General features: G+C 69.0%; 22 protein-coding genes and 1 pseudogene. 8 read left to right on the top strand and 15 right to left on the bottom strand.

Translation table 11 applies throughout. The annotated features are described in order from the left end of the window. Positions 1-198 precede the first annotated feature (198 nt). From PMI14_RS04380 to PMI14_RS04315, 14 genes are all read right to left on the bottom strand, one after another. On the bottom strand, positions 199-1,062 hold the full coding sequence (locus PMI14_RS04380; protein ID WP_007850198.1) for an oxaloacetate decarboxylase: 864 nt from the start codon (positions 1,060-1,062) through the stop codon (positions 199-201). Beyond that, positions 1,059-2,465, bottom strand: a complete 1,407-nt coding sequence (locus PMI14_RS04375) for an FAD-dependent oxidoreductase (protein WP_007850195.1) — start codon at positions 2,463-2,465, stop codon at positions 1,059-1,061. Before PMI14_RS04375 ends, PMI14_RS04380 begins: the two co-directional genes overlap by 4 nt. Then, a complete protein-coding gene (locus PMI14_RS04370; RefSeq protein ID WP_007850192.1) occupies positions 2,462-3,091 on the bottom strand; it encodes a cysteine hydrolase family protein in 630 nt (209 codons plus the stop codon). Before PMI14_RS04370 ends, PMI14_RS04375 begins: the two co-directional genes overlap by 4 nt. Then, complete coding sequence (locus PMI14_RS04365) at positions 3,088-5,130, bottom strand: hydantoinase/oxoprolinase family protein (RefSeq protein WP_007850189.1); 2,043 nt, start codon at positions 5,128-5,130, stop codon at positions 3,088-3,090. Before PMI14_RS04365 ends, PMI14_RS04370 begins: the two co-directional genes overlap by 4 nt. Continuing rightward, a complete protein-coding gene (locus tag PMI14_RS04360; RefSeq protein ID WP_007850186.1) occupies positions 5,127-6,839 on the bottom strand; it encodes a hydantoinase B/oxoprolinase family protein in 1,713 nt (570 codons plus the stop codon). Before PMI14_RS04360 ends, PMI14_RS04365 begins: the two co-directional genes overlap by 4 nt. Next, positions 6,832-7,338: a 3-isopropylmalate dehydratase small subunit gene (locus tag PMI14_RS04355; protein WP_007850183.1), complete on the bottom strand. Its 507-nt coding sequence runs from the start codon at positions 7,336-7,338 to the stop codon at positions 6,832-6,834. The genes PMI14_RS04360 and PMI14_RS04355 overlap by 8 nt, the downstream gene beginning before the upstream one ends. Then, the gene (locus tag PMI14_RS04350; RefSeq protein WP_007850181.1) at positions 7,335-8,612 is read right to left on the bottom strand and encodes a 3-isopropylmalate dehydratase large subunit; all 1,278 of its coding nucleotides are present in this window, start codon (positions 8,610-8,612) and stop codon (positions 7,335-7,337) included. Before PMI14_RS04350 ends, PMI14_RS04355 begins: the two co-directional genes overlap by 4 nt. After that, a complete protein-coding gene (locus tag PMI14_RS04345; protein ID WP_007850179.1) occupies positions 8,609-9,565 on the bottom strand; it encodes a tripartite tricarboxylate transporter substrate binding protein in 957 nt (318 codons plus the stop codon). Before PMI14_RS04345 ends, PMI14_RS04350 begins: the two co-directional genes overlap by 4 nt. Before the next feature lie 16 nt (positions 9,566-9,581). Next, positions 9,582-10,298, bottom strand: coding sequence for an ABC transporter ATP-binding protein (locus tag PMI14_RS04340; RefSeq protein WP_007850177.1), 717 nt, complete (start codon positions 10,296-10,298; stop codon positions 9,582-9,584). Next, a complete protein-coding gene (locus PMI14_RS04335; protein WP_007850175.1) occupies positions 10,295-11,056 on the bottom strand; it encodes an ABC transporter ATP-binding protein in 762 nt (253 codons plus the stop codon). The genes PMI14_RS04340 and PMI14_RS04335 overlap by 4 nt, the downstream gene beginning before the upstream one ends. Then, positions 11,046-12,017 carry a branched-chain amino acid ABC transporter permease gene (locus PMI14_RS04330; protein WP_007850173.1) on the bottom strand — a complete coding sequence of 324 codons (972 nt, stop codon included), beginning with the start codon at positions 12,015-12,017 and terminating at the stop codon, positions 11,046-11,048. The genes PMI14_RS04335 and PMI14_RS04330 overlap by 11 nt, the downstream gene beginning before the upstream one ends. Continuing rightward, a complete protein-coding gene (locus PMI14_RS04325; RefSeq protein ID WP_007850170.1) occupies positions 12,014-12,886 on the bottom strand; it encodes a branched-chain amino acid ABC transporter permease in 873 nt (290 codons plus the stop codon). The genes PMI14_RS04330 and PMI14_RS04325 overlap by 4 nt, the downstream gene beginning before the upstream one ends. A gap of 94 nt (positions 12,887-12,980) precedes the next feature. After that, positions 12,981-14,183: an ABC transporter substrate-binding protein gene (locus tag PMI14_RS04320; protein WP_007850168.1), complete on the bottom strand. Its 1,203-nt coding sequence runs from the start codon at positions 14,181-14,183 to the stop codon at positions 12,981-12,983. 47 nt (positions 14,184-14,230) lie between these two features. Continuing rightward, complete coding sequence (locus PMI14_RS04315; RefSeq protein WP_035202305.1) at positions 14,231-15,031, bottom strand: GntR family transcriptional regulator; 801 nt, start codon at positions 15,029-15,031, stop codon at positions 14,231-14,233. Between the two features lie 346 nt (positions 15,032-15,377). Here PMI14_RS04315 and PMI14_RS04310 point away from each other — a divergent pair, with 346 nt between their 5' ends. The 6 genes from PMI14_RS04310 to PMI14_RS04285 are packed head-to-tail and all read left to right on the top strand — an operon-like array spanning position 15,378 to position 22,982. Next, positions 15,378-16,088 (top strand): TetR/AcrR family transcriptional regulator, encoded by a 711-nt coding sequence (locus PMI14_RS04310; protein WP_007850163.1) that lies wholly within the window; start codon positions 15,378-15,380, stop codon positions 16,086-16,088. A 3-nt stretch (positions 16,089-16,091) separates the two neighbouring features. Next, positions 16,092-17,276: an efflux RND transporter periplasmic adaptor subunit gene (locus PMI14_RS04305; protein ID WP_007850161.1), complete on the top strand. Its 1,185-nt coding sequence runs from the start codon at positions 16,092-16,094 to the stop codon at positions 17,274-17,276. 6 nt (positions 17,277-17,282) lie between these two features. Beyond that, entirely contained in the window at positions 17,283-20,492 is a 3,210-nt protein-coding gene (locus PMI14_RS04300; RefSeq protein WP_007850157.1) for an efflux RND transporter permease subunit, read from the top strand. A 22-nt stretch (positions 20,493-20,514) separates the two neighbouring features. Further along, entirely contained in the window at positions 20,515-21,225 is a 711-nt protein-coding gene (locus PMI14_RS04295) for a protein-L-isoaspartate O-methyltransferase (protein ID WP_007850154.1), read from the top strand. Between the two features lie 24 nt (positions 21,226-21,249). Beyond that, positions 21,250-21,603 carry a rhodanese-like domain-containing protein gene (locus PMI14_RS04290; protein WP_007850151.1) on the top strand — a complete coding sequence of 118 codons (354 nt, stop codon included), beginning with the start codon at positions 21,250-21,252 and terminating at the stop codon, positions 21,601-21,603. A gap of 53 nt (positions 21,604-21,656) precedes the next feature. Further along, on the top strand, positions 21,657-22,982 hold the full coding sequence (locus tag PMI14_RS04285; RefSeq protein ID WP_007850146.1) for a TolC family outer membrane protein: 1,326 nt from the start codon (positions 21,657-21,659) through the stop codon (positions 22,980-22,982). Positions 22,983-22,991: 9 nt separating this feature from the next. Here the strand turns inward: PMI14_RS04285 and PMI14_RS04280 are convergent, their stop codons facing one another. Continuing rightward, entirely contained in the window at positions 22,992-24,491 is a 1,500-nt protein-coding gene (locus PMI14_RS04280; RefSeq protein WP_007850142.1) for a CYTH and CHAD domain-containing protein, read from the bottom strand. A gap of 132 nt (positions 24,492-24,623) precedes the next feature. On the opposite strand from PMI14_RS04280, the pseudogene PMI14_RS35890 reads away from it, so the two are divergent. Both PMI14_RS35890 and PMI14_RS33335 read left to right on the top strand, forming a co-directional pair. Next, positions 24,624-25,064: pseudogene (locus tag PMI14_RS35890) on the top strand (PhoD-like phosphatase N-terminal domain-containing protein); the annotation flags it as partial. Between the two features lie 160 nt (positions 25,065-25,224). Next, on the top strand, positions 25,225-25,830 hold a 606-nt coding region (locus PMI14_RS33335), incomplete at its 3' end, for an alkaline phosphatase D family protein (RefSeq protein WP_007850138.1).

The raw sequence follows: 25,830 nt of genomic DNA, 5'->3' as shown, positions 1-25,830 counted from the left end.
CATCTCCGGCAAGGCCGGGGGCTTAGAGATGTGAGCCGCTCGACGCGGTGAGACGGGGGGGTGACCTGGCCCGATGAACTGCCAAACCCGCCAATTATGCAGGGCGAATTCAGCAGCGAAGTGCACGGTGGGCGGCGATGGTCGCCCCCCACCCCTTTGGGGGGTCGTCAGGCCGTGTCTACCGATCGATCTCAGCGGCTATTCGTACCTGCGCCCCAGCTCCATCAGCTCAGGTGTCCCGATCAACGCGTTCAGGCCGTCGAAGTCCAGCATCCGCTCCTTGAACGGCGCAGTGGTCTGGTGCGCATGCAGGCTGGCGTAGTAGCCCTGCAGGGTGTGGGCCACGGCCCGGGCGGTACCGCCCGGAAAGATGGCGATGCGAAAACCGCGCTGGCCCAGCTCCTGCGCGCTCTGCACGGGGGTCTTGCCGCCCTCGACCATGTTGGCCAGCAAGGGGATGCGGTGGGCGAAGCGTTGGCAGGCGGCATCCATCTGCTCTGGCGTGCGCAGGGCCTCGATGAACAGTGCATCCACGCCGCATTCCAGATAACGCTCGGCGCGGTCGAACGCAGCCTCGATGCCTTCCACGGCCAGTGCATCCGTGCGCGCCAGGATGAGGGTGCCGGCGTCGCGCCGGGCATCGAGCGCCGCGCGCAGCTTGCCGCACATCTCGGCGGCAGGCACCACAGTCTTGCCGTCCAGGTGGCCGCAGCGCTTGGGAAAGCCCTGGTCCTCCACTTGCACCATGGCAGCGCCGGCGCGCTCGAAGCCGCGCACCGTGCGCTGCATGTTGAGTGCGTTGCCGAAACCCGTGTCGGCATCGACGATGACGGGCGTGCGCACGCGCTCGGTGATGCGCGCCAGCGTGTCTTCCACCTCGGTGTAGGTGGTCAGGCCCACGTCGGAGCGGCCCAGCAGGGTGTAGGCGATGGAGGCCCCCGAGAGGTACAGCGCCTCGAAGCCGGCCTGCTCGGCCACCAGGGCGCTCAGCGCGTCATAGACGCCGGGGACCAGGAGGATCTGCGGCTGCTGCAGCCGTTGGTGCAAGGAAATGCCATTCATGGGGTGTTGCCCGTGGAGGGATGGAGCAGATGGGCGGCGGTGTGGGCCGCCAGGTAGCCGCCGGCCACGGCGCTCAAGAGGCCGTTGCCCGAGAGATAACCCCAGACGGCATCGCCCGAAACGCCGCGCGCCGCACCGCCGGCCGCCAGCAGGTTGGGAAATGGCCGGCCCACCGTGTCGAGCACCCGGCATTGCGCATCGATGTCGAGCCCGCCCTGGGTATGGAACAAGGCACCCGTGACCTTGACGGCGCAGAACGGTGCCTGCAAGGGCCGCGCCGCCGCGCGCGGGTACGGGCCCTGCCCTGCCAGCGTGGCCGAAAGTGCCGCTTCCTCGCAGCCGATCACGGCGGCCAGGGCCTGCACGCTGCCGCAATGCTTGACGGCACCCGCCGCCTCGGCATCCACGAAATCCGGAAAGCCGCGCGCCAGCGCGAGGATGGGCGCGTCGAAGACGTTCCAGGCCACCCCGCCCGGCTGGGCCAGCACATGCACCGAGGCTTCGGAATAGCCCTGCGTCTCGTCGTGGAAGCGCCGGCCCAGGGCGTTGACCTGGATACCGCCCTCCATCATCAACGCCCAGGAGATCAGCGCGCCCTGGGGGATGGCCCAGGAGCCATGGCCCTGGTAGCCGCCCAGGTCGGCCAGGCGCGCACCCAGCGCATGGCCCCAGGCAATGGCACTGCCGTCGTTGCCGGCATGGCCGGCGAACAGGGCGTCGCGCATCTCGGGCAGCAGCTCGCGCACCATGGCGGCATTGCCACCAAAGCCGTTGCAGGCCAGGATGGCCGCGTCGCAGGACAGGTGCTCCAGCGTGCCGTCCGGCCGCTCGTAGCCGACGCCGATCACCAGGCCGGTCTCGTCGGCCCACAGCTCGCGCACGACGGCATCGGTCACGAGGGGAATGTCCGCCGCCGCGGCGGCGTTGGCCAGGCGGCCCATCAGGCCCACCCCGGTCTTCTCGGGCACGGCATGCATGCGGCGCACGCTGTGGCCGGGGTAGAGAAAGCCGTCGAGCACCTGCCACTCCAGGCCATGGCGCTGCTGCAGTGCATCGAGTGCGGGGCCGATGGCGCGGGCGTAAGCCTGCACCAGTTGCGGCGCCGCCCTGCCCTTGGCCTTGGCGCCGATGTCAGCGGCGAAGCGCTCGGGGCTGTCGGCTATGCCCAGGTCCTTCTGCACCTGCGTGGCCGGTGCCGGGATGAAGCCCGAGGACAGGGCCGAGGAGCCCGTGGGCGTGGCATCGCGCTCCAGCACCGCGCAATCCACGCCCAGGTCATGCAGCATCAGCGCGGCCGTCAGGCCACAGGCACCGCCGCCCACGATGGCCACGGGCACATGGTTGTCCCGCGTGGCCGCGGGCATGCGGTCGGCCCGGCGGATGGTGGGCAGCGTGGGCGTCATGGCGTGCCGGCCGCCAGTGCCGCGGTGAAGTCGGCGCAGGTCAGCACCTGGGCCACGGTGCCCAGGTCGGCCAGCGCCGTGTCGTGCACCTCCTGGCGGAAGGCGGCACAGCCGTCCGACAGCACCAGGGTGCGGTAGTCGCGCATATGGGCGTCACGCACGGTGCTGGCCACGCCGCCGTTGGTGACGATGCCGCACACGGCCACGGTGTCGATGCCCGCGCGGCGCAGCACCCAGTCGAGCTGGGTGTTGAAGAAGGCCGAATAGGCCACCTTGCACACCGAGAGGTCCACCCAGGTGGCGATCTCGGGCACATGGGCCTGGCCCCGGCTGCCGGGCGCGAAGTCGCCGCGCCGCAGGAAAGGCCGCAAGGTCTTGAGGTGGGGCGAAACCATGGGTTCGCCCTGGGCATCGGACCACAGGGTGAACTGGCTGCCCGCCACCAGCCCACTGCCCGCCTTGACCGCCTTGGCCACCTCGGCCACCCGTGGCGGCAGCGCCAGAGCGGCCGGGCTTACCGCGCCGCCGCGTGCATATGCACCGTCGGGCGCGAGAAAGTCGTTCTGCAGGTCGATCACGACCAGCGCCACGCGCCGGGTGTGCAAGGGGGCTGCGGCGGCGGTCATGCGGTACGCACCAGCAGATTGCCCAGCGTATCCACGGTGGCGTAAAAGCCCGGCTCCAGCCACACCGTGGTGTCGGGCTGCTCCAGAATGGCCGGGCCGTCGATGCGCGTGCCCACGGGCAGGTCCAGCCGGGCGTGGCGTGCCGCATCCCACCACTGGCCGGCATGGAACACGCGCTGCACACCCAGGGAGGGCTGGAGCGTGGTCGACTGCGGCGCCAGCACCGTGAGGTCGAACTTGGGGCGCACGCCCACACGGGCGTAGCGCAGGTTCATCACCCGCACCGCAATGCCGGCCAGCACCCGGCCGAAGGCGGCGCGGTAGGCGGCCTCGAACGCGGCCTGGATACCTTCGCGGTCGAGCGCATCGGAGGCAACAGGGACCTGCACGGTGTGCGTCTGCCCGGCATAGAGCATGTCCAGCGCAATGATCTGCTGCACCTGCACGAACTGCACGCCGGCCGAATCCAGGCGCTGCTGGCAGGCTTCGGACAGGGTCTGCACACGCTGGCGCAGGTCGGCCACGTCGAGCTCGGCCAGGGGCTTGTTCAGGGTCTGCACCGCATCGTGGCGCATGTCCGCCATCACGCAGCCCAGGGCGGAGGTGACGCCCGGGTAGCGCGGCACGATGCCCGTGCCCACGCCCACCTCGCGCATCATGGCGCACACGTGCAGCGCACCGCCGCCGCCGAAGGGCATGTAGGCGAACTGGCGCGGGTCGTGCCCGCGCTCGATGGAGACCACGCGCACGGCGCCGGCCATCTTGGCATTGGCCACGGTGAGGATGGCCTCGGCCGCGGCCGTCACGTCCAGCCCCAGCGGCAGTGCCACATGGGTCTCGATGGCGTCGCGCGACCTGGCCGCGTCCATGGCGGCCAGCAGGCCGCCGCCCAGCGGCCGGTCGGCCGCAATGCGGCCCAGCAGCACATTGGCATCGGTCACCGTGGGCCGGGTGTTGCCGCGCCCGTAGCAGGCGGGGCCGGGCACGCTGCCGGCCGACTCGGGGCCGACCTGCAGCATGCCGCCGGCGTCCACCGAGGCGATGGAGCCGCCGCCCGCGCCGATGGTCTCGATCTGGATCATGGGCGAGCGCACCACCATGCCGAACTCGATGGCGGTCTGCGCGGCCAGGGCTGCCTCGCCGCCCGCGACCAGGGACACGTCGAACGAGGTGCCCCCCATGTCGCCCGTGATCGCATCGGGAAAGCCCGCCGCCCGCGCGATGGCCGCGCAGGCGATGACGCCCGCCGCCGGGCCCGACAGCGCCGTGCGCACCGGCACGTCGCAGGCCGTCTGGCGCGACATCACGCCGCCGTTGCTCTGCACGATGAGCAGTTCGCCCGCAAAGCCCTGGCCGCGCAGGTCGCCCTCCAGCCGCTCCAGGTAGCTCCCCACCACGGGCTGCAGGGCCGCATTGAGCGTGGCGGTGGAGCAGCGCTCGAACTCGCGGATCTCGGGCAGCACCTCGCTGGCCGCCGTCACATGGGCGTTGGGCCAGAGGGCGCGCACGGCGGTCACGGCCGCCTGTTCGTTGGCCGGGTTGGCATAGGTGTTGATGAAAAACACGCAGACGGCCTCGCAGCCCGCATCGAGCAATGCCTGGGCCTGGGCTTTCACCTGGGCCAGGTCCACCGGGGTATGCAGCGTGCCGTCGGCCAGCACGCGCTCGTCCACCTCCAGGCGCAGGTGGCGCGGCACGATGGGCTCGAAGCTGCCGCGCAGGCCCCAGGTCTGGGGCCGGTCGCGCCGGCGCATCTCCAGAACGTCGCGAAAGCCGCGCGTGGTGATGATGCCGGTGCGCGCCACCTTGCGCTCCAGCAGCGCATTGGTGCCCACGGTGGTGCCATGCACGATGGTGGCGATGGCCGCGGCCGAATCCGCCACCCGCGCCACGCCGTTCATGAAGCCGCGCGCCTCTTCGCCCCGGGTCGAGGGCACCTTGACGATGCGGGCGCTGCCGTCGGCCTCGTCGAGCACGAACAGATCGGTGAAGGTGCCACCCACGTCCACCCCCACCACAAAGGAAGCCTTGCCGCTCATGCTGCGCCTTTCATTGCTGCTGCGCTGTCGTCCACCACCACATAACCCATCGCCTCATCGCTCTGACGCGCTGCGGCTGACCGTGCCGCAGGCAGGCCGTAGCCCCCGCCACCGGGTGTCTCCAGCCGCACACGCTCGCCCTTTTTCAGCTGGATGCCGATCATCTTGGAGCGCATGGGCGGCGTCTTCCACTCGCCTGCGTTCTCGTAGCTGAAGACGTTCAGGGCGCCCTCCCCGCCCCCGGCGATGCCCTGGGGCGCGGCCTTGCCGCGCTCGCCGAAGATGAAGACTTCGGCATCCTGCTCCAGCAACTCGATCTCGTAGATGGCCCCGAGGCCGCCGCGGTGCTGGCCGTCGCCGCCCGAGCCCGGGCGCAGCGCCCATTGCGTGAAACGCACCGGGTAGGCCGCCTCCAGGATTTCCAGCGGCGGAATCGTCGCCGTGGAGATCGGCGCATTGCCGTGGCTCATGCCGTCGCCATCCGAATGGCCGCCATGGCCGCCGCCGAAGAAGCTGAACATCACCCAGCGCTGGCCCTTGCGTGCCGCATCGGTGCGGTGCCCGGCGATCGAGAGCGCATTGATGGTGCCGTAGGCCTGGGCCATGGCGCGCTCGGGCGCGGCCAGGGCCGTGGCGCTGAAGATCACGTCGATCATGCGCAGGATGGTCTCGGTGTAACCGCCCACCGGGCGCGGCCGCGCGGCGCTGATCACCAGGCCGTCGGGCAGCACGAAGTCCACCGCGTCGAGCACGCCGGCATTGGCCGGCACGTCGGGAAACAGGTGCTTGAGCGCCACATAGCAGGCCGCGATGGCCGTGGCGCGCGAGATGTTCACCGGCCCGGCGCACTGGGGCGAGGTGCGCGAGAAGTCGAGCGTGAGCCGGTCGCCCTGCACCGCCATGTCCAGGGCGATGGTCAGCGCCTCGTCCTTCACGCCGTCGTTGTCCAGCATGTCGCTGAAGCTGTAGCGCCCATCGGGCAGCGCCGCGATGTGCGAGCGCATGAGCCGGACGGCGCGTGTGCGCAGCTCGCCCATGGCCTGCAGCACCACGCCGTCGCCGTACTGGTCGAGCAGGTCGTGCAGGCGGCGCTCGCCCAGGTCCAGGGCCGAAAGCTGGCCGTTGAGGTCGCCCCACAGGCTGTCGGGCAGGCGGGTATTGGCCTTGAGGATGGCCAGCACGTCTTCGTCGAGCGTGCCGCCGCGCACGATGCGCACCGGCGGTATCTGCACCGCCTCCTGCCAGCACTCGGTGGCGGCGGGGTTGTAGTTGCCGGGCACGTTGCCGCCCACGTCATGCCAGTGCGCGGCCGAGGCGAGAAAGCAGTACAGCCTGCCGCCACGAAAGAACGGCCGCACCAACTTGAAGTCGTTGGCGTGCGTGCCACCCTCGTAGGGGTCGTTGAACAGCCAGGTATCGCCCTGTGCCATGCCGCCGCGCCCGTCTGCGATGCGCATGGCCGCGCGCACCGCGAAGGCCATGGCCCCCACGAACACCGGCAGGCCCGACTTGCCCTGCACCAGGGTGTCGCCGCTCGTGGCATCGTACAGGCCGTGGCAGGCGTCGTGCGCCTCGGCGATGATGGGGTTGAACGCGCTGCGGTAGAGCGTGGCGTCCATCTCGTCGGCGATCTGCTCGAGCCGCCCGCGCAGCACCGCGAGGGTGACGGGGTCCATGCTGCTGGTGGTGCTTGCTGTCTGTTCAGCCATTCGAGGCCTCCTTGCCGAATCGGGCGCGCAGCTGGTTCATCAAGCCGCCAGCGCGCACCATGTCCATGAGAAATGGGGGAATCGGATCGCACGCCAGGCGCGTGCCATCCGCCGTGACCACGGCCGGTGCCTGCCAGTCCAGGGCCACCGTTTCGCCCTCGGCCACCCTGCCCGCCTGCGTGCAGGTCAGCAGCAGCAGGCCCAGGTTGAAGGCATTGCGAAAGTACAGGCCGCTGAAGGAGGGAGCGATGACCGCCACGATCCCGAGCCGCACCAGCACCGCTGCCGCCTGCTCGCGCGAGGAGCCGATGCCGAAGTTGGGCCCGGCCACGATCACGTCGCCCTGGCGCACGCCACCCACGAAGTCCGGCCGCACCGATTCCAGGCAGTGGCGCGCCAGCACGTCGATGCCGTGCTTCATCGCGTGGCCGGGTGCCAGCACGTCGGTGTCGATGTCGGCGCCCAGCTTCCAGGCCCTGTGCAGCGGTGCAGCGCTCATGCCAGCACCTCGCGCGGGTCGGCAATCCGGCCCTTGAGGGCCGAGGCGGCCACGGTATAGGGCGAGGCCAGGTACACCTGGGCCGTGGCCGAGCCCATGCGCCCCTTGAAATTGCGCGCCGTGCTGGAGATCACGGTGGTGCCGTCGCCCACGCTGTCGCCATAGCCGGCGCACGCGCCGCAGCTGGTCGGGAACAGCTCGGCCCCCGCGTCCTCCAGCACCTGCAGCACGCCTTCGGCCCGGGCGGCGGCCTGGTCCTGCTGGCTCGCGGGCGCCACCATCAGGCGCACACCGCTGGCCACGCGCTGGCCGCGCAGAACGCTGGCGGCGGCCCGCAGGTCGTCGAGCTTGGCGCCCGTGCAGGCGCCGATGTAGGCCACGTCGATGCGCGTGCCCGCATGCTGGCCCACGGCACTGGTGTTGGCTGGGCTGTGGGGCGCAGCCACCTGGGGCGCCAGGGTGTCGGCAGCGAATTCGTGGCGGGTAAGTGGCGCGCCAGGGTCGGTTGTCCAGGCATCCAGCCCCTGCAGGTCCGCCTCGGGCACGCCGTGGGCCGCCAGCCAGTCGCGCGTGGTCGCGTCGGGGGCGATCAGGCCGGCCTGGGCGCCCAGCTCGGCGCTCATGTTCGACAACGTCATGCGCTCCTGCATCGACAGGGCCTGCACGGCCGGGCCAGCAAACTCCACGGCCTGGTACTGGCCGCCGTTCATGCCGAAGCGGCCGATCATGTGCAGCATCATGTCCTTGGCGGTCACGCCAGGGGCCAGGTGCCCGCTCCAGTGCATCTGCAGGGTGTGCGGCACGCGCAGCCAGATCTTGCCGGTGACGACCACGCCCAGCATCTCGGTGCTGCCGATGCCGAACATGTAGGCGCCGAAGGCCCCGCCCGTGGGCGAATGCGAATCCCCGCCCACGCAGAACATGCCGGGGCGGATGTGGCCGTGCTGCGGCACCACCACATGGCAGATGCCCTGGCCGTCGTAGACATGGGGCAGCGCCTGCTCCTGCGCCCAGTCGCGCGCGATGCGCACGATGCGGCGCGACTCCTCGTCGCGCTCGGGCAGGTAGTGGTCCATGACCAGCACCACGCGCGACTTGTCCCAGATGCGGGCCCCGAGCTCGTCGAGCATGGGCTTGAGCCGGCGCGGGCCGGACGAGTCGTGGAACATGGCCAGGTCCACGCTGCAGTTCACGATCTCACCCGGCGTGACGCCGGTGCGCCCGCTCGCGCGGGCCACCAGCTTCTGCGCCAGGGTGCTGGGCTCGGAGCTCATTCGGGCTTGGCTCCGGCAAAGCGCACGACCTTGGCCCAGCGCGGAATCTCGGCCTGCACGAAGCGCGCGAACTCCTCGGGGCTGTTGCCCACGGGCACGGCGCCCTCGGTCTCCAGGCGCTTTTTCACCTCGGGCGTGGCGATGGCCTGGCGGGCCGCATCACTCAGGCGCTTGGCCAGCTCGGGGGCCATGTTCCCGGGCCCGAACAAGCCGAACCAGGCGCTCGACTCGTAGCCGGGCAGCACCTCGGAGATGGCCGGCACGTCCGGAAAGGCCGGCAGGCGTTTGGCGCTGGTCACCCCCAGTGCCCGGAGCTTGCCCGCCCGCACCTGGGCCTGGGCGTTGCCCACGGCGGCGAACATCAGTTCCACCTGCCCGGCCAGCACGTCCTGCAGCGCCGGCGCCGTGCCGCGGTAGGGAATGTTGACGATGTAGGCGCCCGACTGCATCTTGAAGGCATCGCCCGCCAGGTGCAGCGAGGAGCCCACGGCACCGATGGCGAAGTTGAGCTTGCCCGGCCGCGCCTTGGCCAGCGCGATCAGTTCGCGCACGTCCTTGGCCGGCACCGAGGGGTTGGCCACCAGGATCGAGGGCGAGGTGGCCACGCAGGTGAGCGGTGTGAAGTCCTTGATGGGATCGAAGGGCAGCGAGGGGTACAGGCTGGCGTTGATGGCGTGGCTCGTGAAGCTCATGAGCAGCGTGTTGCCGTCGGGCGCGGCCTTGGCCACCGCGTCGGCGGCGATGTTGCCGCCGGCGCCCGGGCGGTTTTCCACCACCACGGTGCGCCCGAGCTGGCGACCCATTTCGCTGGCCAGGTTGCGCGCCAGGGTGTCGGTGGAGCCGCCGGCAGGCGCGCCCACCAGGATGCGGATGGGGGCGTTCTGGGCCAGGGCCTGCCCGAGGGGAAGCACCGCGGGCAAGGCCAGCAGCAGGTTTCGGCGCGGAATCGTCATGGGGGTTGTCTCCTTGTCAAAGGCCCAGGTAGGCCCGGCGCAGTTCGTCGCTGCGCAGCAGTTCGTCGGGCGCGCCCGAAAACCGGATGCTCCCGTTCTCCATCACATAGGCGCGGTCGGCGATCTCCAGCGACTGGCCCACGTTCTGCTCGACCAGCAGCACCGCCAGGCCCGTGGAGCGCAGCTGGCGGATCAGGCCGAACATCTCCTCGACCAGCAGGGGCGACAGGCCCAGCGAGGGCTCGTCCAGGATCAGGAGGCGCGGCTCGGCCATCAGGCCGCGGCCGATGGCCAGCATCTGCTGCTCGCCGCCGCTCATGGTGCCGGCCAGTTGGCCGGTGCGCTCCTTGAGGCGCGGGAAGGTCGCGAACACCTTGTCGATGTTCTGGGTCCGCCGCTCCCGGGCACGCGAGAAGCTGCCCAGCACCAGGTTTTCGAGCACACTGAGGTTGGGGAAGATCTTGCGCCCCTCGGGCACCTGGATCAGTCCGGCCTTGACGACCGCCGTGTAGTGCGCGCCGCTCAGGTCGGCGCCACCGAAGGCCACGCGCCCGGCCCAGGCCGGGTAGATGCCGCAGACCACGTTGTTGAGCGTGGACTTGCCCGCGCCATTGCTGCCCAGCAGGGCCACGGTTTCGCCAGGGTTCACCTGCAGGTCCACACCGCGCAGCACCTCGACACGGCCGTAACCGCCGCGCAGCGCGGTGATGTCGAGCAAGGGCGCCGTGTTCATGCAGCCTCCTTGGCGGCCGCTGCACGCAGGCGTGCCGCCGTGCCATGGCCCAGGTAGGCCTCGATCACGCGCTCGTCGGACGTCACCACGCCGGGGCTGCCCTCGGCGATCAGCTGGCCCTGGGCCAGCACCCAGACGTGCTCGGCCAGGTTCATCACGGCCTGCATCACGTGCTCGATCATCAGCACCGTCACGCCACCCTGCGCAATGCCGCGCACCACGGGAATCATCTCGGCAATCTCCTGGGGGTTGAGGCCGGCCAGCACCTCGTCGAGCAACAAGAGGCGCGGCCGGGTGGCCAGGGCACGTGCCAGCTCCAGCCGCTTGCGCCCGGCCACCGTGAGGTCCGACGCCGGCTTGTCCAGCTGCGCCGACAGCCCCACGCGCGCAGCCACCTCGGTGGCCAGTGCCAGGGCCGCAGTGCGGCGCGGCTCGTGCAGGTGCGCGCCCACGGCGATGTTCTCGCGCACGGTCTGGGCGGCGAAGGGCTGCACGATCTGAAAGGTGCGCGCCATGCCCAGGCGGGCATTGAGGTGCGGCGCCTGACCGGTGATGTCGCTGCCGGCGAAACGCACCGTGCCGGAGTCGGGCTTCACGAAGCCGGTCATCAGCGCGAACAGCGTGGTCTTGCCGGCACCGTTGGGGCCGATCAACGCGGTCAGCGAGCCTTCGGGCACCGTGAGGCTGACGTTCTGCACGGCCTTGAGGCCGCCGAAGGCTTTGCCCAGCCCCGTGAGAGTGAGCAGCTCATTGGCCATGGCGACCTCCCGATCGTTTCCACAGGTCCACCACCGACTGGCCCAGCCCCGCGATGCCGCGCGGCAGGAACATCACGATGAGCACCAACACCACGCCGTAGATCACCATGTTGATCCCCGGCAGCTGGCCGAACAGGTTGCGCGTGAGGTCGGCCAGCACATGCAGCACCAGCGCGCCGAGCACCGGCCCCCAGACGGTGCCGATACCGCCCACGATGGCCGCCACCAGGGCTTCCACCGAGGTCACCGAGCCATAGGCGATGCCTGGGTCGATGTACTGGAAGACCTGCACGTAGAACGCGCCGGCCGCGCCCATGAAGCCGCCCGACAGCGCGATGGCGCCCATCTTCACCGTGAACGGATTGACGCCGATGGCGCGCGCCGCGTCCTCGTTGTCACGCACGGCCTGCAGCCAGGCACCGAAGCGCGAGTTGCGCAGCCACCAGCTCACCAGCAACGCCAGGGTCACCAGCGCCAGGACCAGGAACACATAGCCCTTGCGCGAACCGAACTGCATGTTGCCAAGCGACTCCCTGAGCGGCAGCATCAGCCCCACGCCCGCGCCGGTGAACGGCACCGACAGCGCCAGGATGCGGAACACCTCGGCAAAGGCCAGCGTGACCAGCGCGAAGTACGAGCCCTTGAGCCCGTAGCGGAACGACAGCCCGCCCACGAACAGCCCCACCAGCGCGCTGCCGGCCACCGCCATGGGCAAGGCCAGCCAGGCATTGATGCCGCCCTGCATCTGCGCGATGGCCTGGATGTAGGCGCCGGTACCGAAGAACAGCGCATGACCGAACGAGAACTGCCCGCCGAAGCCGCCCAGGATGTTCCAGGCCTGCGCCAGCAGGGCCGCGTAAAGGGACATCATGAGGAAGTTCAGCAGCACGCCGGAATCGGACGCCAGGGTGATGGCCGACACGGCCAGCACGAACAAGGCGATGGATGCAAGCTGCTTCATTGCCGGGCTCCGAACAGGCCCTGCGGGCGGAACAGCAGCACGGCGATGAAGATGGCAAAAATGCCGATCTGCCCCAGCGACTCACCAAGGAACAGGCCGCCGAGCGACTCCACCACCCCGATCAGCAGCCCGCCCACCAGCGCCCCGGCAAAGCTGCCCATGCCGCCGAGCACGACGATGGTGAAGGCCACCAGCACGAAGCCGCTGCCCACCTGCGGGTTGACGTAGTAGGCCGGCAGCAAAAAGCAGGCGGCCGCCCCCAGGCAGGCCAGGCCGATGCCGAAGCTCATGGCGTAGACATGGTCCACGTGGATGCCCATGAGCTTGGCGCCGTGCTTCTCGCGCGCCACGGCGCGGATGGCGCGGCCCAGGTCGGTACGCCCCACGATCCACAGCAGCAGGCCCGAGACCACCAGCGCCCCGGCAAACGACACCAGCTTGGGCAGCGCGATCATGGCCGGGCCGATGGCCACGGTGGTCAGGGTGTAGGCGGTCTCGATGGTGCGCGTGTCGGACTTGAAGAACAGCAGCGCCAGGTTCTCCATGACGATGGAGATGCCCAGCGTGACCAGCAGGATGTTCTCGTCCTTGCCATGGCTGGCGCGGTTGATGACCACGCGCTGCAGCCCATAGCCCAGCACGAACATGCCGGGCACGAGGATGGGCAGCGCCAGGTAGGGGTCGATCCCCCAGTGCTGCTTGAGCAGGTAGACGGCGTACAGCGCCAGCATCAGCGACGCGCCATGCGCGAAGTTGATGATGTGCAGCACGCCATAGATCAGCGTGAGGCCCAGGGCGATCAGCGCATAGACCGCGCCGGTCGTCAGGCCATTGAGGACCGAGGGAAATAGGATGCTGAGCTCGAACATGGGTGCGGGGTCTGCGGCATGTCAGGCAAAGGCGTAGCCTGGCGCCAGGTCTTCTGGCGCCGGAACAACGGATGAAGGCATGGTCTTTGGGCCCTCAGGCCTTCAAGGGGAAGAGCGGGTCCGCTTCGCGGTAGTCGCGCGGGATGATGACCTTGATGTCGTTCTTGAGCACCTGGGTCATGAGCGGCTGGGCACCCTGGTTCTGTCCGGCCACGAACTTCGTGGGGCCGTACGGCATGATGTGGTCGGCGAACGTGCTCTTCTCCAGCGCGTCGATGATGGCGGCGCGGTCCGTGGACTTGGCACGCTCCAGCGCATCGGCCAGCAGCCACATGCTGGTGTAGGTCATGAACAGTTCGTAGCTGAAGAACAGGCCCTTGGCTTCCACACGCTTCTTGAGGTCCTGCGCGCGCTTGTCCTTGGGGTTGAACCAGTGGTTGCAGTCGATGATGCCGTTGGCCGCGTCCGGAAACTCCTTGACGAACTTGTAGCTCGACGCCGCACCGCCCAGCACCGAGTAGATGGCCTTGGGCGTGACCTTCTGCTGCTGCATGGTGCGCACCAGCAGCGCGTACTCGTTGTAGTAGTTGGCGGGGATCACGATGTCGGGGTTGATCGCCTTCATGCGCAGCACGATGTTGTTGAAGTCGCGCGTGGGGTTGGCGTGCTTGACGACCTCCTTGACCTCGTAGCCGTACCCGGGCAGCTCGCGCGCCAGCAGCTGGGCCGTGCCCGAACCGAACAGCGACTCCTCGTGGATGATCATCACCGTCTTGGCAGGCTTGCCGGCCGCCGTGTTGAGCACGTGCAGGTTGGCCACGGCGGTTTCGGCGCATTTCTTGTAGCCAGGGCCGAAGCGGAAGGTGTTCTTCAGGCCGCGCTCCACGATCTGGTCGGCCACGCCCACATCCACGATGTGCGGCAGGTTGTACTTGGCGGCCGCCTGCGTGGTGGCCAGGCAGATGGCCGAGGCAAACGCCCCCACCACGGCGGATACGCCGGCCTCGTTCATCTTCTCGATCTCGGCCGCGCCGGCCTGGGGCTGCGACTGCGCATCGCCCAGCAGGGCCTCGAGCTTCGCACCGCCCAGGGACTTGATGCCACCGGCCTTGTTGATGTCCTCGATGGCCATGAGCGCGCCCTCACGGCACTGCTGGCCCGAGTAGGCCAGCGCCCCCGTCACCGGGTGCAGCACCCCCACCTTGACCGCCTTGGCCTGCGCGCCGCCCACTAGGGGGAAGGCCAGGGCCGATGCGGCGGCGGCCGACTGGGATAGGAAATGGCGGCGGTTGCTCATGGGCGTGCTCCTTGGGGTGGGGTCGGGGGTCGTCGTCGTTGTAATCGTCAATGGAACTGGGCCGACAGCTCTTTGCTGACCCAGACCTTGGCATCGATACTGCCCACGCGGGACAGCTGCATCTCGTATTCGTAGCGATCGGGCCGGTACAGGCCATGCAGCCACTGCACGGGCCGCTCCTGGTCGTCGTAGATCAGGCGCCGCACGGCCAGCAGGGCCGAGCCCACGGCCACGTCGAGGTGGCGCGCCACCACGGCGTCGGCCAGCCGGGCGGAAATGGTCTGGTGGGCACGGCCGACCTTCACGCCCGACTCCTCCAGCAGCACCAGGATGGGCTTGCGTGCCAGCTCGCGGCGGCCGAACTGGCGGCCGATGTCGGCCGGCACATAGGTGGTGATGTGCGAGAGCGGGCCTTCGCGCGTGCTGCGCACCCGCACTGCCTTCTGCACGGCGTCGCCCACGGCGATCTGCAGGGCGCCCGCCACGGCGCGCGAGGCCGTGACGGTCTCCACGTCGAGCACCTTGACCGAGGTGCGCAGACCCATGCTGACCAGGTTTTCGAGCAGGCCGGTGAGCTGGGCGCGGTTGCTGTGCGGGTGGCCCTCCTGGCCACCCTGCCCCGCGTCGGGCTGGGGCACGGGCCGGGTGCCCCTGCCCGGCTGGCGGGAGATCAGGCCTTCGCCCTGCAACAGCTCCAGGGCGCGTCGCACCGTCACGCGGGCCACGGAGAACTGCTGCATCAGCGCCAGCTCGCCCGGCAGGCCTGCGGCAAAGCAGCCTTCCTGCAACTGCTCGCGCAGCACCAGGTAGATCTGGTGGTACTTGGGCAGCGGCAGCTTCGGTGACATGGGGCCATCGTCAAACATCCCTAATGTCCTGTCAATGAGACATTTAAGGGCATTTGGTCCTGTTTTAGGGACATTTGTACCCGAGAGCGCCTGGCTGCAAGGCGCTCCCTTTTTTGGAGCACGATCGCGCACTGGTTCGGGGCCTGGACGGACACGGCGCACCGCCGTGGAGCACCCACCGCGAGCCCGCCAACGGGATTTCAGGGAGCACGCGCCCTGCTCCAAGGGTTTACCCGAAGGGGGCAACAACCCCCCGGTCTTTTGTCTCGCCCAGCCATCGATCAATTGACTGGGGGAGGTGCACTTGTTATATTACTAACCAGTCAGTCATTAACTAGAAAGCCCCTTGAGCACTGTCCCCACCACCCCTTCTGCCGGCACCAAACGCGAGCGCCGCAAGGAAGCGCGTCCCGGCGAATTGCTGGAGGCCGCGCTCGACCTGTTCGTCGAAAAAGGCTTTGCCGCGACCCGGGTGGACGATGTGGCGGCGCGCGCGGGCGTATCGAAGGGCACGCTGTTCCTCTACTTCCCGAGCAAGGAAGAGCTGTTCAAGGCCGTGGTGCGCCAGAACATCGCGGGCCGCTTCGAGGAGTGGAGCCATGAGCTCGAAACCTTCGAGGGCACGACCGGCGAACTGCTGCGCCACTGCTACCAGGTCTGGTGGGAGCGCATCGGCGCCACCAAGGCTTCGGGCATCACCAAGCTGATGTTCAGCGAATCCCAGAATTTCCCCGAGATCACCGTCTTCTACCAGCAGGAGGTGATCCGGCCCGGGCAGGACCTGGTGCGCCGCATCCTGCGCCGTGGCATGGACCGCGGCGAATTCCGTGCCGTGAACCTCGACTACGCCGTGCATGTGGTGATGGCCCCGATGATCTTCCTGATGCTGTGGAAGCACTCCATGGGCGCCTGCATGCCCGATGCGCTGGAGCTTGGCCCCGAGAAGTTCATCGACGCCCAGGTGGACAACGTGCTGTACGGCCTGTGCGCCCGCCCGGAAACGGGGCCTTTCGCCCCCGCCCTCTCCTCCCCTCCTCCCTCTTCTTCTGCGGTCTGACCCATGAAACGCTGGATTCCCTGGCTGGCTGCGGCCGCCGTCGTCGTGCTGGTGGGCGGTGGTGCATGGCGCGCCATGGCCGCACGCCAGCAGCAGCAAAAAGCCCTGGCACAGGCCGCCAGCCAGCGCGCCGAGGCGCCCATGCAGCTGGCCGCCAGCGAACTGGTGGGCGTGGTGCGCAGGAGCCTGGTGCTGGGCGTGCCCGTGTCCGGCTCGCTGCGCGCCACCGAATCGGCCATGGTCAAGGCGCGGGTGGCGGGCGAACTGCAGGGCCTCACGGTGCGTGAAGGCGACAGCGTGCGCGCCGGCCAGGTGCTGGCCCGCATCGACGCCACCGAATCCCAGGCCCGCCTGCGCCAGGCGCAGCAGCAGGCCGACGCCGCCCGGGCGCAGGTGGACATCAACCAGCGCACGGTCACCAACAACCAGGCGCTGGTGAACCAGGGCTTCATCTCGGCCACGGCGCTCGTCACCTCGCAGGCCAGCCTGGAATCGGCCCAGTCGACCTACCGCGCTGCGCTGGCCGCCGCCGACGTGGCCAAAAAGTCGCTGGAAGACACCGTGCTGCGCAGCCCCATCACGGGGCAGGTATCGCAGCGCCTGGCCCAGCCCGGCGAGCGCATGCCCATCGATGGCCGCGTGCTGGAAGTCGTTGACCTCTCGCGCCTGGAGCTCGAAGCCCTACTGAGCCCGGCCGACTCGCTGGCCGTGCGCGTGGGCCAGAGGGCGCAGCTGCAGATCGAAGGCAGCGCCGAGCCCGTGGTGGCCACGGTGGCGCGCATCAACCCCAGCGCCCAGGCCGGTAGCCGCACGGTACCTGTGTACCTGGCCATCGCGCAGAACCGCGGTGCGCCCGCGCTGCGCCAGGGCCTGTTCGTGCAGGGCCTGCTGGACACCGGCCGTGCCGACGTGCTGACCGTGCCGCTCGATGCGGTGCGCACCGACAAGCCCGCGCCCTACATCCAGGCGGTGCGCGATGGCAAGGTGGCCTACCTGCCGGTCAAGACGGGCGCGCGCGCCGTGGTCGATGGCCAGACCCTGGTTGCCGTCGAAGGCGCACCCGAAGGCACGGTGGTGGTCTCCGGCCGCATGGGCCAGCTGCGCGAAGGCACTGCCGTCACCACGGCGGCAACGCCTTCCGCTCCCGTGGCTGCGGCCTCCGCCCCTGCAACGCGCCCCGCGCCCTGACCCGCCATGTGGTTCACCAAGGTCAGTCTCAAGAACCCGGTGTTCGCCACCATGGTGATGCTCGCCATCGTGGTGCTCGGCCTGTTTTCGTACCAGCGCCTGAAGGTCGACCAGTTTCCCAACATCGACTTTCCGGTGGTGGTGGTCACGGTGGACTACCCCGGCGCATCGCCCGAGATCGTCGAGAGCGAGGTCACCAAGAAGATCGAGGAAGGCGTCAACTCGATTGCCGGCATCAACGCCCTGACCTCGCGCAGCTACGAGGGCATGACCGTCGTCATCATCGAGTTCCAGCTGCACATCGATGGCCGCAAGGCCGCCGAGGACGTGCGCGAGAAGGTGGCCACCGTGCGCCCCCTGCTGCGCACCGAGGTCAAGGAGCCACGCGTGCTGCGCTTCGACCCTGCCAGCCGTGCCGTGTGGTCGCTGGCCGTGCTGCCTGACGACAAGGCCGCCAAGGACGGCGCCGCCACGCGCAGCGCGGTGGAGCTGACCACCTGGGCCGAGCAGATCCTCAAGAAGCGCCTGGAGAACGTGCGCGGCGTGGGCGCCGTGAACCTGGTGGGCGCCACCAAGCGCGAGATCAACATCTACCTGAACCCGCAGGCACTGGAGGCCTTCGGCGTCACGCCCGACCAGGTGGCGAATGCCGTGCGCAACGAGAACCAGGACCTGCCCGTGGGCGCCATCCGCTCGCTGGCGCAGGAGCGCGTGGTGCAGATCGACGCCCGCATGGAGCGCCCCGAGGACTTCGGCCGCATCATCGTGGCGCGCAAGAACGGTGCCCCCGTGCGCCTGGACCAGGTGGCGCGCGTCAACGACGGCGCCCAGGAAGTGGAAAGCCTGGCCTTGTACAACGGCCAGCGCACGCTGCTGCTGTCGGTGCAGAAGTCGCAGGGCGAGAACACCATCGAGGTGGTGGACGGCCTGAATGCTGCCGTCGTCGAACTGCGCAACCAGCTGCCGCCCGGGGTGCGCCTGGAAACCATTGGCGACAGCGCCCGCCCGATCCGCGTGGCGGTGAACAATGTGCGGCAGACGCTGGTCGAGGGCGCCATCCTCACGGTGCTGATCGTCTTTTTGTTCCTGAACTCCTGGCGCTCCACGGTGATCACGGGGCTGACCCTGCCGATCGCGCTGATCGGCACCTTCCTGTTCATGAACATGTTCGGCTTCACCATCAACATGATCACGCTGATGGCGCTGAGCCTGTGCGTGGGTCTCTTGATCGACGATGCCATCGTGGTGCGCGAGAACATCGTGCGCCACGTGCAGATGGGCAAGTCCGCCTACAACGCGGCCATGGACGGCACGCAGGAGATCGGCCTGGCCGTGCTGGCCACCACCCTCTCCATCGTGGCGGTGTTCATGCCCATCGGCTTCATGGGCGGCATCATCGGCAAGTTCTTCCACGAGTTCGGCATCACCATCGTCGCGGCGGTGATGATCTCGATGTTCGTGAGCTTCACGCTCGATCCGATGCTGTCGAGCATCTGGCACGACCCGAGCATCCACAGCCATGGCCAGAAGACGGAGCCCGTCACCTTCTACGACAAGACCATCGGACGGGTCACGGGCTGGTTCGACCGCGCCACCGACGCTCTGGCCGAGGGCTACCAGCACATCCTGCGCTGGTCGCTGGTGCACAAGCTGACCACCATGGCGATTGCGCTGGCCATCTTCGTGCTGAGCATCTTCATGGTGCCGCTGCTGGGCACCGAGTTCGTGCCCAAGGCGGACTTCTCCGAGACCTCGATCAATTTCTACACGCCCGTGGGCTCCTCGCTCGAGGCCACTGAGGCCAAGGCCGCCCAGGTGGAGGCCATCCTGCACGAGATGCCCGAGGTGCGCTACACGCTGTCCACCATCAACACCGGCAACGCCCAGGGCAAGATCTACGCCAACATCTACGTGCGCCTGGTGGACCGCAAGGACCGCAGCCGCAGCGTGGACGCCATGTCCGACGTGCTGCGCGAGCGCCTGAAGACCGTGCCCGGCATCACCGTCACCCACGTAGGCCTGCTCGACGCCGTGGGCGGCCAGAAGCAGGTGGAGTTCTCGCTGCAGGGCCCGGACCTGCAGGAGCTCGAACGCCTGACGGCCACCGTGACCGGGAAGATCCGCGGCATCCCGGGCCTGGTGGATCTCGACACCAGTGCCAAGCCCAACAAGCCGGTGATCGCCCTCGATATCAAGCGCGATGCGGCGTCTGACCTGGGCCTGTCGGTGGCGCAGATGGCGGCATCGCTGCGCACCCTGGTGGCCGGCACCACGGTGGGCAACTGGCGCGCGCCCGACGACCAGACCTACGACGTGAACGTGCGCCTGGCGCCCGAAGCCCGCACCGCCCCGCAGGACCTGGAGCGTCTGCCCTTTGCCATGAGCAGCGCCGATGGCACCACCCGCATCGTGCGCCTGAACCAGGTGGCCAGCGTGACCGAATCGACCGGCGCCAACCAGATCAACCGCCGCGACCTGACGCGCGAGGTGGCCATCAACGCCAACGTGTCGCAGCGTTCGGCCGGTGAGGTGTCGGCCGACATCAAGAAGGCGCTGGAAGAAGTCAACTTCCCGCCCGGCTACCGCTACCAGTTCGGCGGCTCCACCAAGAACATGGCCGAATCCTTCGGCTACGCCATCTCGGCCCTGGTGCTGGCCATCGTCTTCATCTACATGATCCTGGCCAGCCAGTTCCGCAGTTTTCTGCAGCCGCTGGCACTCATGACCTCGCTGCCGCTCACGCTGATCGGCGTGGTACTGGCGCTGATGATGTTCCGCTCCACCCTGTCGATGTTCTCCATCATCGGCGTGGTGATGCTCATGGGCCTGGTGACCAAGAACGCCATCCTGCTGGTCGACTTTGCCATCCGCGCCCGTGAGGAGCACACCGACGATACCGGCGCCACCGTGCCCGGCCTGCCCCGTGCCGACGCGCTGCTGCTGGCCGCCCGCGTACGGCTGCGCCCCATCCTCATGACCACGCTGGCCATGATCTTCGGCATGGTGCCGCTGGCCTTCGCGCTGTCCGAGGGTTCCGAGCAGCGCGCCCCCATGGGCCAGGCCGTGATCGGGGGGGTCATCACCTCCTCGCTGCTCACCCTGGTGGTGGTACCGGTGGTGTATTGCTACATGGACGATCTGGCGCGCTGGGCCCTGGCGCGCATGAGTCGCGGCCGGGCAACCCCAGAGGCCCGTAAAATCGAGGGTTTGTCCTGACACCCGCCCCACGGAGAACCCCATGAACATGCCATTGAACACGTCTGCCAACACCAGCGACCCCGTCGCCCAGGCCCGCTACAACATGATCGAGCAGCAGATCCGCCCCTGGAACGTGCTCGACGCCGACGTGCTGGACCTGCTGGCCGTGGCCCGCCGCGAGGAATTCGTGCCCCCGGCCTACCGCAGCATGGCCTTCATGGACATCGAGGTGCCCCTGCAGGGCAGCGATGCCGAAGACGCCGTGCGCGCCGGCCACAGCATGCTGCAGCCGCGCGTGGAAGCGCGCATCCTGCAGGACCTGGCGATCAAGCCGACCGACCGCGTGCTCGAAATCGGCGCCGGCTCGGGCTACATGGCCGCCTTGCTGGCCGCCCGCGCGCAGCAGGTGGTGACGCTCGAGATCGTGCCCGAGCTGGCCGAGATGGCGCGCGAGAACCTGCTGAGCGCCGGCGTGCAGAACGCAGAAGTGCGCCTGGCCGATGGCTCGCACGGCGCTGGCGACGGCACCTTCGACGTGATCGTGCTCAGCGGCTCGGTGGCCGAAGTGCCTGCCGCCCTGCTCTCGCAACTGCGCGATGGCGGCCGCCTGGGCGCCATCGTGGGCAGCGAGCCCGTGATGCGTTTCACCCTGACCCGCCGCACCGGCGACCGCTTCGACACCACTTCGCCCTGGGACACCATCGCGCCGCGCCTGGTGAACTTCCCCGAGCCCTCCGGCTTCACTTTCTGATCCGCCTTTTCTGGAGTTTTTTGCATGATCGAGCACATCCGCCCCGCCCAACTCGCCGCCTGGTTCGCCACCGCCCCCGATGGCAGCCGGCCCGTGGTGCTGGATGTGCGCGAGCCCTGGGAACTGCAGACGGCCAGCGTGCGCGCTGACGGTTTCGAGCTGGTGGCCATCCCCATGGGGCAGCTCACGGGCCGCCTGGCCGAACTCGATGCCGCCCGCGACGCGGGCACGCCGATTGCCTGCCTGTGCCACCACGGCGCCCGCAGCCTGCGCGTAGCGGCGTTCCTGGAGCAGCAGGGTTTCGAGCGGCTGGCCAACATCAGCGGTGGCATCGACGCCTGGTCGCATGAGAACGACCCGGCCGTTCCCCGCTATTGAAGCCCCCGTCTCCTTCGTCCCACCCGACATGCAGATATTCCTGAAAGGCATCCATGACTTCGTTCCGGCTACTCCCCCTGTCACTGGCGCTGGGCGCTGCCCTGTGTGTACCCGCACAGGCCCAGAGCCTGACGGAGCTGTTGGAGTCTGCGCGCACCTATGACACGGCCTGGCAGTCGGCCCGGCTGCAGCTGGACGCTTCGGCCCGCAGGGCCGACCAGGCCCGTGCCGGCCTGCTGCCCAGCGCCGGCCTGTCGGCCGGTGTCTCGCGCGCCAACACCGATGTGAGCCGCCCGCCCATCGAGCGCACCGCCACCACCCAGACCCTGGGCGTGAATGCCTCGCAGCCCCTGTACCGCCCGGCCAACCGCATCAACCTGGAACAGGCCCAGCGCGGCGTGGACGTGGCCCAGGCCCAGCTCGACGCGGCCAGCCAGGACCTGCTGGTGCGCGTGAGCCAGGCCTATTTCGACGTGCTGGCCGCGCAGGACACCCTGACCTTCGTGCAGGCGCAGAAGGCCGCCGTGTCCGAACAACTGGCTTCGGCCAAGCGCAATTTCGAGGTCGGCACCTCCACGGTGACCGATTCGCGCGAAGCCCAGGCCCGCTACGACCTGGTCATTGCCCAGGAGATCGCCGCCGAGAACGACCTGCGCGTGAAGAAGCTGGCACTCGACCAGCTGGTGGGCATCACGGGCACCCAGCCCAAGCCCCTGGCACTGCCGCTGCAGCTGCCGCCCGTGCAGCCCGACAACGTCATCACCTGGGTGGACACGGCCCGCGAACTGCAGCCCGGCGTGCGCCAGGCGGCCATCGCGCTGGACATCGCGCGCCTGGAAACGAAGAAGGCCGAGACCGGCCACCTGCCCACGGTGGACCTGCAGGCCGGCTACAACATCCAGCGCAACCCCACGGGCACCATCACCACCCCGGGCATCAACAGCCGCACCAACAACGCCAGCGTGGGCCTGGCCCTGAACCTGCCGCTGTTCGCCGGCTTCTCAGTGCAGAACCGCGTCAAGGAAACCCTGGCCCTCGAGGAGAAGGCCAGCGCCGACCTGGAGACCACGCGCCGCAATGTCGCCCAGGCCACGCGTGCCGCCTTCTTCGGCGTGCAGTCGGGCCAGGGCCAGGTGCAGGCGCTGCAGGCCGCCGAGGCCTCGAGCCAGAGCGCGCTCGATGCCAACAAGCTCGGCTACCAGGTGGGCGTGCGCATCAACATCGACGTGCTCAACGCCCAGAGCCAGCTGTTCCAGACCAAGCGCGACCTGGCCCAGGCCCGCTACAACGTGCTGCTGGGCACGCTCAAGCTGCGCCAGGCCGCCGGCACGCTCACCATCGAAGACGTGCAGGCCATCAACGCGCTGCTCACGCCCTGACGGGCGGCTCTACCGCTTGCGAAAGCGCGGAACCTCTCCCACCCTGGAGAGGGCTTTCTTCGTGGCCTTGACCGAAGACGGGCGCCGCGCTGCAAGCCAGCCCACGCCGAACCAGGCCTTTGGATCCTGGTCTGCCAGACTGCGGTACAGCGCGCTGGCCACCTGCTCGTCATTGAGCCGGCCCAGCGCCGACAAGGCCGGTTGCAGGCTGGCGAGAAAATCACCGCCATCGCCTTCCATGGCGGGCGCCACGAATTCGGCCAGGAAGCGCAGGCGCTTCAAACGCTTGCGCACGCGGTGCTGCTCGTCGAACGACAGCGACCCGAAGCGGCGCGCATCCTTGTGCGCCTTGGCGCACAGGGCCTGCAGGCGCTGGTGCAGGTAGCGGCGCGCCTTGCCGGCGCCAAGGGCCCCGTCTTCCTGCGCAGCCGTCCCGTGGTTCTGGGCCGTGAACCCCATGAGGCTGATCAGCACCGCCTGGAATTCCGCCGTGCCGACGATGTCCAGCAGTGATGCCGTGGCCGTGGCGGCGTGCTTGCCGGATGGTGGGGCTCCGGCCTCGCGCAGTTCGGCACCGATGGTGTCCAGGGCCTGTTCCCGGTCGCGCAGCTGGCCCAGGCGCCGGAACACCTCCACCAGCGGCAGCTCCCAGGCGGGGTCGAAGCGGCCCGGCGCCAACGCATCCAGTTCACGCAGCGCCGTGCGCAGCCGGCGGATGCCGATGCGCAGCTGGTGCACATGCTCCTGGCCGGCCGAGCCCTCCACGATCTCGCTGGCATTGGCCAGGATCTGCGCCAGGCAATTGGCGAGCACCGCGCGCTGCAGCACTTGCCCCTTGAGAAATTGCCGGCGCCTGCCGCCGGCCACCATGGGCCGCGCCTTGGATGGCGGCCGGGCCCATTGGGCCGCCAGCAGCCGCTCGCCACGCTCGGCCTTGGAGACCGTGTTCAGCACCAGGTCATGCTGCGACGCCCATTGGGTGGCGACTTCGACGAGCCCGGCCACCGGCCCCTCCTTGAGTTCCAGCTCCAGCTCGCACACCGGTGCCTGCTTTTCCTGCGGCGTGCCGCCATGGGCCACGATACGGCCGAAGTCGAACGCGAGTTCGACGACACCGCCGCGAAAGGCCAGGTTGCGCAGGGTGCGGTCGATCTCGGTGCGGTAGGTCTCCAGCAGCGGGCCCTGCGCGCTGTCCAGCGCCTCGCGCAGACGCTCGCCGGCCTTGGTGCCCGCATGCAGGGCCGGGCGTGCCAGCGCTGGCGGGGTGTCGAGGCCGACGTTGTGTTCCTCGCGGTCCAGCGGGCCATCGCCCATGGCCTTGACGGTCTGCACCCAGTGCCCGCCCTCGTTGCGCAGGCGCAGGGCGATGCCGCGCGAGGACAGCGCCTTGTCGGCGGTATCGAAGTAGCGCGCCTCCATCCGGATGGCGGTGGAGGCACCGCGCCGGGCGGCGGCCTTCACGGCCGCCAGGCGCTTGGGCGGGATACTGAACTTGAATTCGACTTCCATGGCGTATTGTCCTGCGGAACGGGCCTGTGCGATGGCAACTGCACACACCCCGGCTCCCCAGGATGGCGCCTGGCGGCACGCCTGTCTGTCATCAATTCGCCATATTCGTATCCTAAGCTGGCGGTTCCAGGTATGCCCTGCGCCGTGACATCTCGCGCCCGCGGCCCTGTGGACACCGCGAGAAAACCGGCAATGACAATACTGGAAGGGTCGCCGCTGAGACGAAGGGCCGTCCTGCGCTCGGTCGCAGGCGCCAGCGGCATCCTGGCATCGCCATGGCTGGCGGCAAACGCCTGGGCACAGGCAAGCCCGGCACAGGTCATTGCCGAAGCGCACCGCCCTGCCCTGGCCAAGGGCACCATGAGCGGCGACGTGGCACGTGACCGCGCCATGGTCTGGAGCGCCACCGACCGGCCATCGCGCATGCACGTGCAATGGGACACGACGCCCCGTTTTGCCAACCCCCGCTGCGTTGCAGGCCCCATGGCGCTCGACGTGACGGACTACACCGCGCGCGTGGACCTCACGGGGCTGCCACCTGACCAGACCATCTTCTACCGCGTGCAGTTCCAGGACGCCGCGCGCCCCCGGGTATCGAGTGGCTGGACCCAGGGACGCTTTCAGAGCGCCCCTGCCGCACGCCGCCAGGTGCGCGTCATCTGGTCGGCCGACACGGGCGGCCAGGGCTTCGGCATCAACCCCGACATGGGCGGCATGCGCATGTACGACACCCATGCGCCAGGCGGAGCCCGACCTGTTCATCCACGCGGGCGACACGATCTACGCCACCACGCCACTGCAGGCCGAAAAGACCGTCGAGGGCGGCCAGGTGTGGCGCAATACGCTGGCGCCAGCACGCACCCGACCGGCGCAGACCCTGGAAGAATTCCGCGGCTGCTACAGCTACAACCTGCTGGACGAACCCCTGCGCCGATTCAACGCCGAGGTCGCCCAGGTCTGGAACTGGAGCGACCACGAGGTGACCAACAACTGGTCCCCCACCAAGGACCTGGGCCCGTGGAGCGACTACACCGAAAAGCAGGTGGGCATCCTGCAGGCCTGCGGTACCCGGGCCTTCCTGGAGTACGCGCCCATGCGCTGGCATGCGCAGGACGAGGCCGAGCGCATCTACCGGCGTATCCCCTATGGGCCCCTGCTCGACGTGTTCGTGACCGACATGCGCAGCTACCGGGGTGGCAACAGCAGCAACCTGCAGGCCCGCGAAAGTACGGACACGGCGTATTTCGGCAACGCCCAGGTGGACTGGCTGCTGCGTGGGCTCAAGGCCTCGCGCGCGCTCTGGAAGATCGTCTCGCTGGACATGCCCCTGGGCGTGATG

This window comes from Acidovorax sp. CF316, from assembly GCF_000276605.1.
GTDB lineage: Bacteria > Pseudomonadota > Gammaproteobacteria > Burkholderiales > Burkholderiaceae_C > Acidovorax.
This window is presented reverse-complemented; position numbering and strand designations above follow the sequence as displayed.

Coding starts and splice junctions, on each gene's coding strand:
- PMI14_RS04380 (WP_007850198.1), bottom strand. CDS start 1,062: ATGAATGGCATTTCCTTGCACCAACGGCTGCAGCAGCCGCAGATCCTC.
- PMI14_RS04375 (WP_007850195.1), bottom strand. CDS start 2,465: ATGACGCCCACGCTGCCCACCATCCGCCGGGCCGACCGCATGCCCGCG.
- PMI14_RS04370 (WP_007850192.1), bottom strand. CDS start 3,091: ATGACCGCCGCCGCAGCCCCCTTGCACACCCGGCGCGTGGCGCTGGTC.
- PMI14_RS04365 (WP_007850189.1), bottom strand. CDS start 5,130: ATGAGCGGCAAGGCTTCCTTTGTGGTGGGGGTGGACGTGGGTGGCACC.
- PMI14_RS04360 (WP_007850186.1), bottom strand. CDS start 6,839: ATGGCTGAACAGACAGCAAGCACCACCAGCAGCATGGACCCCGTCACC.
- PMI14_RS04355 (WP_007850183.1), bottom strand. CDS start 7,338: ATGAGCGCTGCACCGCTGCACAGGGCCTGGAAGCTGGGCGCCGACATC.
- PMI14_RS04350 (WP_007850181.1), bottom strand. CDS start 8,612: ATGAGCTCCGAGCCCAGCACCCTGGCGCAGAAGCTGGTGGCCCGCGCG.
- PMI14_RS04345 (WP_007850179.1), bottom strand. CDS start 9,565: ATGACGATTCCGCGCCGAAACCTGCTGCTGGCCTTGCCCGCGGTGCTT.
- PMI14_RS04340 (WP_007850177.1), bottom strand. CDS start 10,298: ATGAACACGGCGCCCTTGCTCGACATCACCGCGCTGCGCGGCGGTTAC.
- PMI14_RS04335 (WP_007850175.1), bottom strand. CDS start 11,056: ATGGCCAATGAGCTGCTCACTCTCACGGGGCTGGGCAAAGCCTTCGGC.
- PMI14_RS04330 (WP_007850173.1), bottom strand. CDS start 12,017: ATGAAGCAGCTTGCATCCATCGCCTTGTTCGTGCTGGCCGTGTCGGCC.
- PMI14_RS04325 (WP_007850170.1), bottom strand. CDS start 12,886: ATGTTCGAGCTCAGCATCCTATTTCCCTCGGTCCTCAATGGCCTGACG.
- PMI14_RS04320 (WP_007850168.1), bottom strand. CDS start 14,183: ATGAGCAACCGCCGCCATTTCCTATCCCAGTCGGCCGCCGCCGCATCG.
- PMI14_RS04315 (WP_035202305.1), bottom strand. CDS start 15,031: ATGTCACCGAAGCTGCCGCTGCCCAAGTACCACCAGATCTACCTGGTG.
- PMI14_RS04305 (WP_007850161.1), top strand. CDS start 16,092: ATGAAACGCTGGATTCCCTGGCTGGCTGCGGCCGCCGTCGTCGTGCTG.
- PMI14_RS04300 (WP_007850157.1), top strand. CDS start 17,283: ATGTGGTTCACCAAGGTCAGTCTCAAGAACCCGGTGTTCGCCACCATG.
- PMI14_RS04295 (WP_007850154.1), top strand. CDS start 20,515: ATGAACATGCCATTGAACACGTCTGCCAACACCAGCGACCCCGTCGCC.
- PMI14_RS04290 (WP_007850151.1), top strand. CDS start 21,250: ATGATCGAGCACATCCGCCCCGCCCAACTCGCCGCCTGGTTCGCCACC.
- PMI14_RS04285 (WP_007850146.1), top strand. CDS start 21,657: ATGACTTCGTTCCGGCTACTCCCCCTGTCACTGGCGCTGGGCGCTGCC.
- PMI14_RS04280 (WP_007850142.1), bottom strand. CDS start 24,491: ATGGAAGTCGAATTCAAGTTCAGTATCCCGCCCAAGCGCCTGGCGGCC.